Origin of the sequence: Flagellimonas meridianipacifica (genome assembly GCF_003001695.1) — a bacterium.
Lineage (GTDB): Bacteria > Bacteroidota > Bacteroidia > Flavobacteriales > Flavobacteriaceae > Flagellimonas > Flagellimonas meridianipacifica.
Genome location: NZ_PVYX01000001.1, coordinates 857,093 through 871,436 on the forward strand (window position 1 = coordinate 857,093; position 14,344 = coordinate 871,436).

Consider the following 14,344-nt stretch of genomic DNA (forward strand, 5'->3'; position numbering starts at 1 on the left):
GCTATCGAATGTCCCTAAGTTTCAACTGCAAGCTAACATTTCCATTCCATTCATTCTCATCCAAAGAGAAAACAATGTCAAAAGGGTTGTTATTTGTGATTTTATCCTTGCATTTTCCTAAGTTAAATCCGATGGCATCAAAAGACTTCTCGATAGTACTCGAAGTGATATCTGCGTTCTGGGAAACCCTGCACTTTAAATGTTTTTCATCTTCGCCCACGCACTTTCCATAACCCGTATCTTTTACTTGTGAGGTCATAAAAACAGGAGTCATGTTTCCTGGTCCAAAAGGTGCAAATTGTTTTAATATCCGATAGAGCTTGGGTGTAATCTCATTGAGTTCGATTTCAGCATCAATGGAAATTTCAGGTTCCAAAAGGGTCGTGTCTATGGTTGATGCTACTACGGTTTCAAATTGCTGTTTGAATTTTTTATACTGGCTCTCCAAAAGGGTTAAGCCCGCCGCGTATTTGTGTCCTCCAAACTGCTCCAAGGTGTCCGAACAAGCATCTAAAGCATTATAGACATCAAACCCCTTTACGGAACGGGCTGAAGCTGCCAACTTATTCCCACTTTTAGTGAAAACCAAAGTAGGTCGATAATACGTTTCTGTCAATCTGGATGCCACGATTCCGATTACGCCTTTATGCCAGTTTTCGTTATAGACAACCGAGGTAAACTTGTCTTCTTCTTTGTTCTCTCGAATCTGAATTAAGGCTTCCTTGGTAATTTCTTGATCTAACTGCCTTCTGTTCATATTGAACCGTTCAATTTCCCCAGCCCATTTTTGGGCAGCTTCCAAATTGTCCTCAACCAATAATTGAACGGCATGTTCTCCATGCTTCATACGCCCTGCAGCATTAATGCGAGGTGCAATCACAAAAACAACATCCGAAATACTGAGCTCTTTCTTTTTCAATTGTCCAATAATGGCCTTAAAACCCACTCTGGGAGCCGTGTTGATGACCTTCAAACCAAAATAGGCCAAAACCCTATTCTCTCCGGTCATTGGAACTATATCCGCAGCAATGGCAGTGGCCACCAAATCCAAATAGGGCACTAAGTCTTCTAGGGTTTCTCCTCTTCTTTCAGCTAGTGCTTGAATCAATTTAAAACCAACTCCGCAACCGCACAATTCTTTATATGGGTATTCGCAATCTTCCCGTTTTGGGTCCAAAACGGCAACAGCCTCGGGTAAAATCTCTCCTGGTCGGTGATGGTCGCAGATTATAAAGTCTATTCCTTTTTCGTTCGCATATTTCACTTTATCAATTGCCTTTACCCCACAGTCCAAAGCAATAATCAACGTAAAATCATTGTCAGAAGCGAAATCAATACCCTGAAAAGAAACCCCATATCCTTCAGAATATCGGTCTGGAATATAGGTAGCCATATTTGGGTATGTCTCTTTAAGAAATGATGACATTAAAGCTACCGAAGTGGTTCCATCTACATCGTAATCCCCATAAACTAAAATATTCTCTCCGGCTTCTATGGCTTTTTCGATTCGTTCCACGGCTTTATCCATATCCTTCATAAGAAATGGCGAGTGGATGTCCTCCAAACTAGGTCTAAAGAATTTTTTCGCCTTTTCATAATTGGAGACACCCCTTTGCAGCAACAAATGAGCAATCAATTTATCCACCTTGAGGGATTCAGAAAGGGAATTGATTTCTTGAGGTGAAGGATTCGGTTTTAGGGTCCAGCGCATAATCAATTTTGATTTGGGTCGGCGTCAGTTCGAGTATTTCCGTAGTGTTTTACACGAAGGAAATGTATCGAGAACACCTTAATGAAATTTCTTTCTTGATAGATTAGGTAATGCTTCATAGGTATTATTAATCAGGGCTTCTTTTTTAATTCTTGACCACTTCTTGATTTGTTTCTCCTTTTCTATGGCTAAACTAATGTCATTAAATTCAGCATAGAAAACCAAGACCACGGGTCTTCTGAAAAAAGTATAACTTTTTCTGTGTTTTCCTTCCTGATGTTCTTGTATTCGCTTCTCAAGATTAGAGGTTACTCCTGTATAGTAGGTGTTGTCAGAACATCTCAGCATGTATACATAAGACTTTTTCATATTAGGTGTAGGCACTTCTCGATACAATTCTGACTTTGTCAGAACCACTCGAAGTGACGTTAACTTATGTAAGGCTGAAAAGTATTTCTAAATGTAAGGTATTTCTTGAACTTGCTCTTGAGTTTTTAAACCTCAACCTCCTTATGATGAAAAAACGTCTTAATCTCCAATTCCGCAAAACGACGGAACATTTCCATAACCCCACAGTATTTTTCTACAGATAAGTCTACTGCTTTTTGGAGTTTGTCTTCATTAAGATTGCTCCCATGAAAATGATATTCAATGACCACTGAATCGTAATATTTGGGATGCTCTTCCGTGAGATTGGCAATAGTCTCCATTTGAAAATCATCCACTTCCAATTTCATTTTTTTGATGAGCGAGGCCACATCCAAGCCTGAACAACCAGCCAAAGATGAAAGCATCAGCGCTTTGGGCCGTAATCCTTCCCCTGCTCCCCCATTCTCAGGTCCAGCATCAATCTTGATAGAAAGCCCTGAGGGATTGTTGCTTTCAAAAGCCATTTCACCGAGCCACTTGGTGCTAATATGATTTGTCATGATAGTAAATTTTCGTTTCTTGTAACTTTCAAAAATACGATTAAAAACTGCACCTATGGCCCTTGTAAATCCGTTGGACCCGAATCATGATCCAGATACCAAAAAACTAGCTGAATTCTTTAATGAAACCTTGGGGTTCTGTCCTAATTCAGTGCTCACCATGCAGCACCGACCTGCTATTTCAAAAGCGTTCATCAACCTGAACAAGGCAGTTATGGCCAATGAGGGAAGGGTTACCTCAGCGCTTAAACGGATGATTGCTTGGGTAAGCAGTAATGCCACTGGGTGTCGCTATTGCCAAGCCCATGCCATACGAGCGGCAGAACGCTACGGCGCGGAACAGGAACAATTGGATAACATTTGGGAATATAGAACCCACTCGGCTTTCTCTGAGGCGGAACGCGCGGCTCTCGATTTTTCTTTAGCGGCATCTCAAGTACCCAATGCAGTAAACGCTGAAATAAAAGAGCGGCTGTACCAGCACTGGAACGAAGGTGAGATTGTGGAAATGCTTGGGGTGATTTCTTTGTTTGGTTACCTGAACCGTTGGAACGATTCCATGGGGACTTCTATTGAAGATGGAGCGGTTGATAGTGCCGAACAGTATTTGGGCAAAACGGGTTGGGAAAAAGGGAAGCATGATGGGAGCAAATATTAAACGGCATTCAGGCTTCTATAAAGTTGTAGAGTCCTTCAATAATTTCTTTTAGAGTATTATTTTCTTTCACCAGTTGTTCGTATTCTATTTGATACTCTAAAAAGTAATTGCACAATTTAAGTTTATAATCATTTTTTAAAGTCCCTGATTTTGCCAGAAATGCTTTTTGGTCTTTTTCTGGAATTTTAACGTTTTTGAACATCTTTTTATAGAAGAATCCAAGACGCTCATTAGAATAATCTTCTTTTGAAAACTCTATTCCTTCTAGTTTATCGTGATGTACCTCTTTGACCAATAAATGGGAAAAACCTTTAATGACTTCCATTGGTAGTAAATTCTCAATTTCAACTACGATGGTATTCAGATATTTGAAATTATCCTTTTCGCTAGATAACTCTTCTAAGATTTTCCTCCTTTTCCCTTTTTTACTACTGCCCTTAGCTAAATCAGAATCGGCTAATAGCAATATTTTATTTGAAAGTGAAAAAGCTTTAATGTGTTCTGGCACTTTTTCATAATTAATCTCCTCTCCATTTTTATCAAACAAATAATGTGCTATTAGATTGCCTCCATATTCGAAAAACGCAAAGTCTATATCTTCTTTTAAAAGTTTTTTTCCTTCCAATTTGTTATAAAGCCTTAGCCATTTTGCGACATACTTTCTATCTGTTGGACCTTCAACCCATAAAGATGTATTGGAAAGAAAAACTGAAGAAGTATTAACCCCTAAAACATCCAAAATTGTTTTATTGGGTTTTACATTTGTTTTCACTTCATATTTTTCCACACTTTTTTTCTCAAATTGAAAAATTGAAATTTTTTCCATTTCCAGAGTTAGGTCCAAAAAATGATTTGAATGAGTGGTGAAAAAATATCTTAAGTTTTTGCCTTTCAGAAAATCGTCATTAATTAAGGTTTCAATAAAAATCCTCTGAAGGCCCGGGTGAAGATGGGTTTCTGGTTCTTCTATAAAAAACCAAGTGTTTGGTAAGGCAGTAAATATTGGAAATAGAAGTGAAATTATAGATTGTATACCATCACCAATATCGTGAATCTTTCTTTCCTCTCCATCTACTAAAAATCTAATATTCTTTTCTCCTATATGAGAGATTATTTCCAAAGCTTTTTTTTCGAAAAAATGTCTGGATAAGAAATTTTCGAACTTCTCAAAATTTTTTCTAATTCTCTTTTCGTCATTTCTGATTTTTAAAATTTTCTCAAAAAGATCTAGTCCAGTAAAAACATTTTCTTTATCTAAACCATAAAGTTCTCTGGTCGTTTCTTCAAAAACTTTAGAATCAATTAGGCTACTTGTCTTTATGCTTCTAAGGATTGGTATATAAACCTTTTCCTTCGGTTGATTCAAGCTCACAAACCCTATCTCTTTTTTTAATGACTCAACAATTGAAAAGAGACTTTTTCGTTTGGATAGTGCCAACTTTCTATTCCTTTGAGAGATACCTATATCTGGGATATCTAATCTTTTAATCAATCTTAAATCATCATATTTGGTCTTTATAATTTCATCTAACTGCATCTCACAACTTGACCAGTTCAGTATTAGATTTCTATAACCATTGTTTATCTGTTTAACTTTTCGTATAATTTGTTCCGTCTCCCCCGCTTACTTGATAATCAAGTCGGTTTATTTCCGAAATACTCTTTGAACCCCATTCTTCAACTTCATTAAACAAATCTTCAATGCTTTTCTTTTCAGAAGAAATCTCATAATTCAATCTATCCGATTGAAGTAATCCTCTTAAAAATCTACTCTTACCCGAATTGTTGGTGCCAACGAAGAGATTGATTATAGAAAAAGGGCCAAAAAAATCTATTCTTTCTTCAGAATTAGTAGATGAGATTTTCAGCTCATCTGAATAATAGATACAATTAGATAAATCTTCGCCAAATTCCTTTGGCAATTGTCCATCTCCAAATAAAAACTTCAAATACATATAAGAAATGTACTTCAAAAATTACATTTATTTATTACTTTAAGAATTTTTCTTGACCTGCATCAAGTTTTACATCATCATCCTGCCTGAACTTTGCTGTAATCAAAAAAACGAACAGTTATGGCAAGCTTAATATTGACCTCCGAAAATCAGATTCAACGACTAAACGGCATCCTGACCAGGATTGAAACCATTTCAAAACTGGATGTAGAAAAACTTACCACGTCGCCCAGACCAAAATCATGGAATGTAGTTGAGGTAATTGAACACCTCAACATGGCGTATCGTATTTATGTGCCTAAAATTGATGATACGCTTGCCAAATCTCCAGATATACAAAAAGAAACGGAAGGGTTTAAAGCTAGAGGATGGCAAAAGTTTGTGATTCAAGGGCAGCTATCAAAAGATGGTAAGCGCAAAATGAAAATGAAGACCTTAAAGCGTTTCACCCCAATATTCGCGGCCTCCGACCTAACCCAAGAAAAAATTGATGAAGTGTTTGCCAATTTTTTTGAACTCAACAATCATCTAAAGCAGTCCATTTTGAGTAGCCGAAGCAAAGATGTGTCGAAGAAAAAATTCTCCTCGGCCATTGGCCCTATTGTGAATTTTTATTTACCCGAAGCTTTTGAGTTTTTGCTTTGCCATATGGAGCGCCACATGGTACAGATTGATGAGATTTTAGAGTCAAAGCGGCTTTAAAAAGTTATCCGAAGCATAGTTCCCAATTTTAGCACCTAACTTATTCCCTTCTTCAGAATCGTATCGAAAATGAATACCGAGATACACCCTGGACATGGATGCTTCCAAACCCGCTTCGGAGAAGCTATTGAAGTTTCGTGTGGGTGGGTCCATCTTCATGCGTCCTGAGAAAAAACCTGCACTGTCCACTTCCTTTTGTACCATGGTAAATTTATAGTCATCCCCTTTTCCAAAGGTGTTGGCCAAAACCGTCATGGCGGCCGTACTTGCCGTTCCGTGGGCGGATGGATACGACGGAAAGGGATAGGTATGTTTGTGTAGGTTGTTCCATTCTACCTCCGGTTCTGTGTTATCATTTCCATCATGGGCTGCCCAACGAATGGCGGTATATGGCCTCCAATGGTTATAATGGAACTTGTTATAAAACACATTCACATAGCCATCAAATATTACCATATTCATAAGGGCAAAACTGCGTGCAGCATCCCAAAGGTTTGGGTTCTCTTTTTTTATCAGGTCGCGGAGTAGCTTATTGTGGGAGCTTTCTCCAAATTCTTTCCACCACATGGCTAGATGGGCTTCGTCTTTTGTTCTGGTTTTACTATCATACCTACCTAATTCTTTCACCTCATTAAAGGCTTTGGTATACGCCTCGCTGTTGATTTCTGGCGGTGGAGGGGCTTTAAAATGGTCATAATTTGGTAGTAAGAATGGCTTTATTACGGCAAGACCCGCCCCAAAAATAAATCCTTCCGGAGTACCACTATGCTCATTGAATTCGGCATACACACCAGGTGCCATGGGATGAAATGTATAATCGGCTTGGCCATTCCATTTATCGCCCTCCCGTTTTTTCAGTATGGCTTCCGCTGCATCTTCACCTAGTGTTTTGCCCTTGGCCTTGGTTTCTGAATCTTCAACATTGGAAAGATGTTTATCCAGAATCTTTTTGAAGGCCTCTTTTTTATCGGGATATTGATTGATGGCCACCGAATAGGCTGCATAAGCAGCGGCTGCTATGGGATTTGCATCTGGCGCTTCGGTATGGTATGCGTAATATTCATATTTGGGCACAATACTGTTCAATGCGTCGTGCATGGCAACATGCATCATTGATGCCGAACGCACACCTTTCATCGTGAGCAAATTGTCCTCAGCGATTGCTGTTTCGATGATCAGTTGATTAAAGTCCGATGCCAAGCTGGCATTGTAATCTTCAATACGCACATCCTGAGAGGTACAGCTTTGAAACGTAAACAGTACCATTAAAACTATTATGATAAGCGTTGTGGATTTCATGATTGGATATTTTTAATGTTTACGGCAAGTTAGAACACGATGTGCTGAAAATATATTCCAGAAAACTCAAAAAATGTTCTAAAAATGTCAAGCCACAACCGCCTGTTGCTCTAGCATTCTTTTGTACCGTAGAGGGGGATGCTGGTAGTGCTCTCTAAAGCACTTGATGAAATGGGAAGTGTTTTCAAAACCAATATCCAAAGCTATTTCATTGATGTTCTTGTCGGAAGTTTCCAATAAGAACTTTCCATATTCAACCCTTCTTTTCTTTATCCATTTTGCGGGGGTCATGTTATATATTTTGTAGAAGTCACGGTTAAAGGTTGCTAAGCTCCTACCACTGAGTTTGGCCAGTTCCTTGAGTTTTAAATTGAACATAAAATGTTCCTCCATGATGGGTTTCAAACTGCGCTTACCATCTGTGTTTAATTTATTAAAATAGCCCGTAGCCAACGGATTATGCCCACTCGTGGCAATGTTCACAATGAGTTCTTTGAACTTGATGGTCAAAAGACTTTTGGAGGGTGGGTTTTCCAAGGAAAAATAGCCCAACAAGGTGTCAAAATAATCTTTTAAGGTCTTGTTCAAGTTGAGGCGAATGACCGAATCCGTATAGGCTGCAGTGCCGGCACTATGATTCATTCCACATTCTTCTTTCATTACCGAAGCAATAAATTCATCAGGGACCATAATGAGCAAAGCGCAGAAGTCGCCATTAAGGATTTTATAGACTCTATGTGCTCCTTTCTTAAGAAATGCCGCATCGCCAGCCTTTAAAACGTATTCTTCATGGGGTGTTTTCCAACGACCCCCACCTACAAACACATAACAGAAATAATTGGTCTTTATCCAATAATCCACTGGCGAACCTTCAATGGGACAATCGTAGGCGGTAAATAACAAATCGTCCACTTTAAACTGTTTGAAAAGGGGGTTCCCATCCACAAATTCATAAAAGTGTACCATGTCTTTTCGTCTCATGGGCTTTTGTTTTTTTATTATACCTCAATTAAATGCATTGTTGGACTGGTTGCCAACACTTAAACGCTGTCTCGTACCAAAAGGGGGAAGTTTCGGGTACATCAAGGTACAATTTTTCTGTAAAAAGCTCAAGATTAAGGTTTTGGGAATTCTATTGGTAAAACACCTCAACGTCTGGGAAAGTATGCTGTATTTTTTGGTACTGCTCCAAGGTCATTCGCCAAATCATGGTGTCTCGGGGTTCACCCTCTGGGGAAGTGGTGGTGTTTTGGAGTATCTCGGCCAAATCAAAACCCAGTTTTTTTGGGATTTTTAGACTGCCCACATTCTCGGGGTCGCAACGAATTTCAATGGTGTTTACGGCATGATGTTCAAAGCCCACTTTAATCAACGCTTGGGTGCTCTCCGTAGCGTAGCCTTGGCTTGTATATTTTGAGTTTATCCAATACCCAATTTCGCGAGCGTCTGCACCTATTCGGGTATGCAATCCCGTGGAGCCGATTAAGACGTCTTCTTGTTTATTGAAAATCCCAAAGGTGTAATCGATGTTTTCCAGAAACTCCTGTTCAAACTTTTCCAAAAGCTCTTGTTTGGATTCCAAGCTGGATGGCTCGGCTTGCGCCCAGGGCATCCACTTTTTTAGGTCGTCCAAGCTCTGGGTGATGGCCTCCAAAAGTATGGAAGCGTCGCTGGGATGGTAACAGCGAATCAGTAACCTTTGGGTATGTATTCCATAGGGGATTTGCTTTTTCATGGGGCTTTAAACCAATTCCTCTCCTTTCAAAAGACGTTCAATATTGTTTTTAGTGTCCGTGTTCGGTTCAACTTTTTTTAGCTGTTTTATTTTTTCAGTTATTTCCTCTGACCAATTCTCCTCTTTCCATTTATCCAAAGCTCGGATTGCCATATTTCTATTTCGAGTAACAGGACTATCTAATCCAACCAGAATGAGCCTTTCTCCTTTCCTAGGGTATTTTCCCAAAAAAGTAAGTATGTAATCCAATGAAGAATGCTTATCATAGTCTTCGCCAAATCCCATCGAATCTTGTGGTCCTGAGCCCAAAAATTCTAGTGGCAGATTGCTTATAGCAAAATCGATAATCTCATCTACTTTATTTTCTTTGGCATTTTCCGTTACATCATACCAAGCTGAACTGTCTAATGCGTTTTGTTTTAGTTTAGTCCAAACGGAATTCCAGATGTCAATCCCAAGTCTATGCGCTGCCTGTTTACCGTTCCAATATTCAATGTTGTCAGAGCCTTTTAGAGCACTATTAACTTCTGCTGTCCAATCTTTTGAGTTTAAAAGTTCATTAATATCTATGAGACAATTGGATAAATCATTTTGATTCCAGTTTTTAAGTGTTTCATTTTCTTCTGGTGATTCTTCTAGGTAATCTTTAATTCTATTAAGAGTTACATAGTTAGAAATGTTGAGATTTCGCGTTTTAGAATGCCTGATAAAACTCTCAATTGCTTCACCGCGATCATCATAACCTGACATTCCAACCGCTGGTCCTTCATCCAGTAAAGCGATAATTATGTCCCCAGCGGAAACATAAAGTTTTTCATCAATAGATTTAGTGCGTAGCTTTTCATTTAGCATACCATTTTTGGCACAGGTTAAAGCTAAATACTCATACATGATATTGTTTTTATATCCCTCCAACAGAAGCCAATCTCTAATTTCGCTGGTTAGCTCCATTTCAGCTAGTCTGTCTACTAACTGAATTTTGCCCCAACCATCAACTTGCTTTGCAAGTTCCCACAAATCGAAGACTAGATTGTCTGATAAATTCGAAAGTGCAACCGTGGAAAAAACCGTAAACTCGTCATGAAGTCCCAATATTTTTATATCATCTATTGGCATTTTATTTTGGCACAATCCAAGAATCGCAATTCCAAATTTTACCGAATTGCGATTATTTGTTTTAGTAGCCAGTTTATGGGCATAATTGAACAAATGCGGTTCTATCGGAAACGAACTTTGCCCTATTTTTTGTAAAAACTCATCTATAATACCAATTACACTTTCATTCTCCGTAATTTCTCTATAGAAGTCGGACTTACTTTGATTATCTCCCTTTCTTGCAATTTTTCCAATTAAAGTTACAAGTTGTTTTATTCTTAATTTGGATTCTTGCGATTCATCAGCTCCAAACATTGCATCCACTAAACCTGGAGCAAACTTTACTTCATTCTCTTTCCTCTTTTCGTCAGGTAAGGTTTCAGCCGAATCATTTAATGAACCATCTTCACTAATATTACTTTTTAAGTGTTCAAGAATCGATTTATCCGTTTCCCAATCAAGAATTTCTTTTGGTTCTTCGCTATTCAATAAATTTTTAATCCAATCAATCATTCAATGTTTTTTTCTAGAATAAAGAACAAAAATTAAGGTGCACCTCTTTTTAATGAAATTAAACCTTTTCAATCTAAAGCTCAAGATTGACCTTTATTTCTCCAGTCTTGGTATTCTTCCCAATCATTCTGGCGGATTTCTTCTTTCTCTTCTTCTGTCATGTTGTTTTTGTCAGACCAACTAAATTGCATTGAGCGAGGGAATTCTGCGTAGGCGATGACATCTCTGGGGTCTGCATTGGCCTGTTTAATCAGTTCTCTTATTTTGTTAAAATCACCTTCCGCTAACTTAAGGATTGCTGCTTTCGTCCTATTGGTACTTATCCAAAATTTCTGAAGTCCTGAAAACTTATTCTCAACTTCTCTCGCTCTTTCAGGAAACTCTCTTGAAATCAAGAATTCTATTTCACCCTCTTCGAAACTTGATATTCTTTGACTTCTTTTCTTCTTGTTCCCTTTTCGACTCATTTAAAATGCTCTACAACTTTTTAAAACATGGTTCGTCTTATTGAAGAGTTACTCCTTTTCAATCTAAAGCTCAATATTGACCTTTGCTGAGATTACTGGTATTTTTAGGAAAAGTTTTATTCGAATATTTGCCTTGCCAATTCTACACCGAAAAGTGAAAACCTAAACTTGTCTGATGCAACTATTACAGAATAAATATCCTCTTCTTCAATATACTCGTCAGAACGTTTTTTAATCTCTTCGTGGAGTTTTGGTGGTTGTTCTTCAATTAATCGTAATCTTAAAAGATTATCAATTAAAAGTCCTCTAGTAGCTAGCTGAGTTCGGCCATTTCTTTCCAATTCTGCTCTTTCGAAATAGGGTCTGTCTCCGCTTGACATTAAAAAACTATTGCTGTAAATAAAATGTAAAATATAAACTTCATTTACAGAAAGTTGATTTAGAATTTGAATAAAAATGTTGCTCGTATCAAACTGATTGTTTGGATTCATGGTATTGGCTAGAAGTTTTGCCCAACTGTCCTGCATTATTTCGTCTTCTTCGAATGAGGCATGTTCCAGTAGCGTGGTGACATCTTTTATTGATATTTTCTTCGGAGTTTCTATTCCTTTGGACTTTAGATATTCCTTAGCTTTAGTTATGATATTGACTTGGTTCTTAAACCTCCAGTATTTCACCTTGTCTGTGAAAATCCCCGTTCCCTCCATAAAAGGTCCAGCAATTAACTTTTCAATAAAATCAAGAGCCTTTTTCAGCAGCCATTCCAATTCCTTTTGCTAATTCCGAGTTTTCACCTTCTCCCATAATGTTATTAATAAATTAAGCTCGACAACTTGGATATACTTTCTTTAAATGAAACATATTAACCTATCCGTGAATTTACCCGTTTTGTCTCAAATTTCCCACCATTCCACTTTAAACTATATCTTTGAAGTGCGAAACACATCTTTATTCTTACGCCTACAACCTCTCGTGTCGTAACAGATAAAATTGGATAGGCAAATGGGTGCGAGTCCCTAGACCAATCAAGGCGTAGCTTTGATGTGTTTCGCGGTGACCTATCCTCATTTATTCACTTTTTTATCACTTTCTTATGCGAAACACAGAAGGTTATCGGTCATGCCCGCATTGTAATGCGACCATGGCTAAAACGCTGAATCCAGCACAGCGCAAATTGTTGGACTATGTAGATGCCCTAGATGGCCCAGACCGGGTAAAGGCCCTACAATGGGTACACGATGTGGCCCTGTACGAATCTCACGAACCCTTGTACCGAGAAGAAAAAGAGGCCCTCTACCAAGTAAAGGTACTTTGGGAGCTTATTGAGGCTACCCTTCCTTCGTACAAGACTTCGGAAGGGGAGAAATGAGTTTGTATTTTCATCCTGAGCAGGTCTTTTTGCGCTTGCTCAGGATGAAATTTTTATGGCTACTGAACTACTTTAATTCGTTAAGGCTGGCAAAATGTACTCTTGTAAAATATCGCGGGGCTGGTTGCCTTTTCGGTTTCTAAAATTCCCCGAAGTGACCACCACCACAGCTTCCAACTGCGGAAGGATAAAGATAAACTGCCCGCCAGCGCCCCGGGCTTCAATGGCGGCCATGGGCTTTCCGTTTACCTCGTAGCTATCGTGCCACCAGAGATAACCGTATTCATTTTTGTCTCGGGTATCCTGCAGTCGCCCATACTTCCCAAACGATTCAGCCACCCAGGCCGAAGAGATAACTTGTTTTCCGTTCCATTGGCCTTGGTTCAAAAACAATTGTCCAAATTTGAGCAGGTCCCTTGAGGTCAATAGCATCCCACCACCAAAATACGGCACGCGCTCCGTGTCATCCGTCTGGTTTATGTAGTTGGTGATTCCAAGAGGAGCAAATAGTTTGTCGTGCATATAGGTCTCCATGGGCATATCCAAACGTTCGTTTAAACACACACCCAACAAAAAGGGATTGGCAGACCCATAATCAAAATAGGTGCCCGGTTCGTTTACCATGGGCGCTTCCAAAACCGACTGAAGCCAACTGTTGGGATTGCTCGGGTTTTGGTAGAAATCTTCCTGAGCCAAGTTGTTCACATCCATGCCGGAGCTCATGGTGAGCAGGTCTTTTATGCGAATTTTGGATTTTTGGTCATCTTTGGTGTGCTGGTATTCCTTTGGAATAAAACTGTACAAGGTTTCATTCACACTCTCGATAATTCCTTCATCAAGGGCAATCCCAATCACGGCCGAAGAGATGCTTTTTGAGGCCGACCTTAGGTCGTGTGGAATATTGGCGTTGTACCCATCAAAATAAGATTCAAACACTAATTTGTTTTCTTTGGAAATCAAAACACTGTGAGTATTCACCAACTTTTGCGCATGCACATCTTGGATGAGTCGGTCCAGTTGTTTGGTATCCATTCCAAAGTCGTTACCATTAGCAGTGTCCCAGCCGTCGTTTAACTGAGTGGGCATATCTGAACTTGCAGTTTGGGTCACCGCATCCGAATTATAGTCCCAACCCTCTGTGGTGTGGGTTAGGCTGGTCTTCGTTATCAAAACATCGGTCAATAAAATTTCGAGGTCAATGGTTCCTTTCAAAAGTTTGGCCCGAAAATTAAGCCCTGTGTTCCCGTCTTTGAACAAGAGCATGTCCTCTTCCTGTTTAAAACCCTCGCCCCAAGCCCCTCGGAACCGTTGGTCTCCAAAAAAGGGATAGGCTACTAGATTTTCACCTTCTGTTAATTCTGTGTATAGCATAATATCGTCCGACTGTAGGCCATTATCCACCATAAAGGCATTCCAATTGCCTTCGTATTTGTCGCTTTCCATTTTGGCTAAGCGCGTACGGTACAAAAATCTTCCGGACTTTATAAATCCCCTGAGTGCTTGTTGGTTTTCTGCATACTTTAAATCAAAGAACAATTGTTCGTTCACATTGAACTGAATCGTATTCTCATTGGATGATTGTACCGTTTTCTGCAGAAGCATTTCGCCATTGCTTATATTGAGATTAAAGGTTTTGTCACCCACCTTTTTCAAAGACACTTTAAAGTTGAAACTGTTTTTGTTGGGCAAATGACCTATCCATTCCCCTTCAATAGGCTGTGGAGTGGTTTGTTGGGCACAACTTGTGATTAGAAATAAGGATAAGACTAAGAGGGATACTTGCTGTTTTTTCATTATTTGATTGATTTGAATCCCAAAAGTAGTGTGTTCCCAAACGAGGAAATTGTATCAGATTAACATCGGTTGTTTTTTAGAAAAAATTGACAACACTCGGAAGTCTGATGTCTGATG

Annotated in this window: 15 protein-coding genes; 3 read left to right on the forward strand and 12 right to left on the reverse strand. The window is 39.0% G+C overall.

Annotated features, from left to right (window positions below; genetic code table 11):
- Position 1: 1 nt before the first annotated feature.
- From recJ to CLV81_RS03865, 3 genes are all read right to left on the reverse strand, one after another.
- Positions 2-1,711 (reverse strand): single-stranded-DNA-specific exonuclease RecJ, encoded by a 1,710-nt coding sequence (gene recJ / locus CLV81_RS03855; protein ID WP_106143729.1) that lies wholly within the window; start codon positions 1,709-1,711, stop codon positions 2-4.
- A gap of 78 nt (positions 1,712-1,789) precedes the next feature.
- Positions 1,790-2,080, reverse strand: a complete 291-nt coding sequence (locus CLV81_RS03860) for a GIY-YIG nuclease family protein (RefSeq protein ID WP_106143730.1) — start codon at positions 2,078-2,080, stop codon at positions 1,790-1,792.
- Positions 2,081-2,205: 125 nt separating this feature from the next.
- A complete protein-coding gene (locus CLV81_RS03865; RefSeq protein WP_106143731.1) occupies positions 2,206-2,640 on the reverse strand; it encodes an OsmC family protein in 435 nt (144 codons plus the stop codon).
- A gap of 55 nt (positions 2,641-2,695) precedes the next feature.
- On the opposite strand from CLV81_RS03865, the gene CLV81_RS03870 reads away from it, so the two are divergent.
- Entirely contained in the window at positions 2,696-3,298 is a 603-nt protein-coding gene (locus CLV81_RS03870; RefSeq protein ID WP_106143732.1) for a carboxymuconolactone decarboxylase family protein, read from the forward strand.
- A 7-nt stretch (positions 3,299-3,305) separates the two neighbouring features.
- Here the strand turns inward: CLV81_RS03870 and CLV81_RS03875 are convergent, their stop codons facing one another.
- Together CLV81_RS03875 and CLV81_RS03880 are read right to left on the reverse strand one after the other, a co-directional pair.
- The gene (locus CLV81_RS03875; protein WP_417935419.1) at positions 3,306-4,904 is read right to left on the reverse strand and encodes an ATP-dependent nuclease; all 1,599 of its coding nucleotides are present in this window, start codon (positions 4,902-4,904) and stop codon (positions 3,306-3,308) included.
- On the reverse strand, positions 4,888-5,271 hold the full coding sequence (locus tag CLV81_RS03880) for a hypothetical protein (protein ID WP_146129822.1): 384 nt from the start codon (positions 5,269-5,271) through the stop codon (positions 4,888-4,890). The genes CLV81_RS03875 and CLV81_RS03880 overlap by 17 nt, the downstream gene beginning before the upstream one ends.
- Positions 5,272-5,373: 102 nt before the next feature.
- Between CLV81_RS03880 and CLV81_RS03885 the strand changes: the two genes are divergently transcribed.
- Positions 5,374-5,955: a DinB family protein gene (locus CLV81_RS03885; protein WP_106143735.1), complete on the forward strand. Its 582-nt coding sequence runs from the start codon at positions 5,374-5,376 to the stop codon at positions 5,953-5,955.
- On the opposite strand, the gene CLV81_RS03890 is transcribed toward CLV81_RS03885, so the two are convergent.
- The 6 genes from CLV81_RS03890 to CLV81_RS03915 all read right to left on the reverse strand — a co-directional run bounded on the left by CLV81_RS03890 (position 5,941) and on the right by CLV81_RS03915 (position 11,831).
- On the reverse strand, positions 5,941-7,254 hold the full coding sequence (locus CLV81_RS03890; RefSeq protein ID WP_106143736.1) for a vanadium-dependent haloperoxidase: 1,314 nt from the start codon (positions 7,252-7,254) through the stop codon (positions 5,941-5,943). The genes CLV81_RS03885 and CLV81_RS03890 overlap by 15 nt on opposite strands.
- Positions 7,255-7,341: 87 nt before the next feature.
- Positions 7,342-8,235: a helix-turn-helix domain-containing protein gene (locus CLV81_RS03895; RefSeq protein ID WP_106143737.1), complete on the reverse strand. Its 894-nt coding sequence runs from the start codon at positions 8,233-8,235 to the stop codon at positions 7,342-7,344.
- 151 nt (positions 8,236-8,386) lie between these two features.
- Entirely contained in the window at positions 8,387-8,989 is a 603-nt protein-coding gene (locus tag CLV81_RS03900; protein ID WP_106143738.1) for a GNAT family N-acetyltransferase, read from the reverse strand.
- A 6-nt stretch (positions 8,990-8,995) separates the two neighbouring features.
- Positions 8,996-10,597: a hypothetical protein gene (locus CLV81_RS03905; protein WP_106143739.1), complete on the reverse strand. Its 1,602-nt coding sequence runs from the start codon at positions 10,595-10,597 to the stop codon at positions 8,996-8,998.
- An 80-nt stretch (positions 10,598-10,677) separates the two neighbouring features.
- Positions 10,678-11,064, reverse strand: a complete 387-nt coding sequence (locus tag CLV81_RS03910; RefSeq protein WP_106143740.1) for a hypothetical protein — start codon at positions 11,062-11,064, stop codon at positions 10,678-10,680.
- Between the two features lie 116 nt (positions 11,065-11,180).
- On the reverse strand, positions 11,181-11,831 hold the full coding sequence (locus CLV81_RS03915) for an Abi-alpha family protein (RefSeq protein WP_106143741.1): 651 nt from the start codon (positions 11,829-11,831) through the stop codon (positions 11,181-11,183).
- A 326-nt stretch (positions 11,832-12,157) separates the two neighbouring features.
- On the opposite strand from CLV81_RS03915, the gene CLV81_RS03920 reads away from it, so the two are divergent.
- Complete coding sequence (locus CLV81_RS03920) at positions 12,158-12,433, forward strand: hypothetical protein (RefSeq protein ID WP_146129823.1); 276 nt, start codon at positions 12,158-12,160, stop codon at positions 12,431-12,433.
- Between the two features lie 72 nt (positions 12,434-12,505).
- Here the strand turns inward: CLV81_RS03920 and CLV81_RS03925 are convergent, their stop codons facing one another.
- A complete protein-coding gene (locus CLV81_RS03925; RefSeq protein ID WP_106143743.1) occupies positions 12,506-14,227 on the reverse strand; it encodes a serine hydrolase domain-containing protein in 1,722 nt (573 codons plus the stop codon).
- Between the last annotated feature and the right edge of the window lie 117 nt (positions 14,228-14,344).

What these genes read in the sequence shown, in the direction of transcription:
- recJ (WP_106143729.1), bottom strand. Translation starts at nt 1,711, where the DNA reads ATGCGCTGGACCCTAAAACCGAATCCTTCACCTCAAGAAATCAATTCC.
- CLV81_RS03860 (WP_106143730.1), bottom strand. Translation starts at nt 2,080, where the DNA reads ATGAAAAAGTCTTATGTATACATGCTGAGATGTTCTGACAACACCTAC.
- CLV81_RS03865 (WP_106143731.1), bottom strand. Translation starts at nt 2,640, where the DNA reads ATGACAAATCATATTAGCACCAAGTGGCTCGGTGAAATGGCTTTTGAA.
- CLV81_RS03870 (WP_106143732.1), top strand. Translation starts at nt 2,696, where the DNA reads ATGGCCCTTGTAAATCCGTTGGACCCGAATCATGATCCAGATACCAAA.
- CLV81_RS03885 (WP_106143735.1), top strand. Translation starts at nt 5,374, where the DNA reads ATGGCAAGCTTAATATTGACCTCCGAAAATCAGATTCAACGACTAAAC.
- CLV81_RS03890 (WP_106143736.1), bottom strand. Translation starts at nt 7,254, where the DNA reads ATGAAATCCACAACGCTTATCATAATAGTTTTAATGGTACTGTTTACG.
- CLV81_RS03895 (WP_106143737.1), bottom strand. Translation starts at nt 8,235, where the DNA reads ATGAGACGAAAAGACATGGTACACTTTTATGAATTTGTGGATGGGAAC.
- CLV81_RS03900 (WP_106143738.1), bottom strand. Translation starts at nt 8,989, where the DNA reads ATGAAAAAGCAAATCCCCTATGGAATACATACCCAAAGGTTACTGATT.
- CLV81_RS03905 (WP_106143739.1), bottom strand. Translation starts at nt 10,597, where the DNA reads ATGATTGATTGGATTAAAAATTTATTGAATAGCGAAGAACCAAAAGAA.
- CLV81_RS03910 (WP_106143740.1), bottom strand. Translation starts at nt 11,064, where the DNA reads ATGAGTCGAAAAGGGAACAAGAAGAAAAGAAGTCAAAGAATATCAAGT.
- CLV81_RS03920 (WP_146129823.1), top strand. Translation starts at nt 12,158, where the DNA reads ATGCGAAACACAGAAGGTTATCGGTCATGCCCGCATTGTAATGCGACC.
- CLV81_RS03925 (WP_106143743.1), bottom strand. Translation starts at nt 14,227, where the DNA reads ATGAAAAAACAGCAAGTATCCCTCTTAGTCTTATCCTTATTTCTAATC.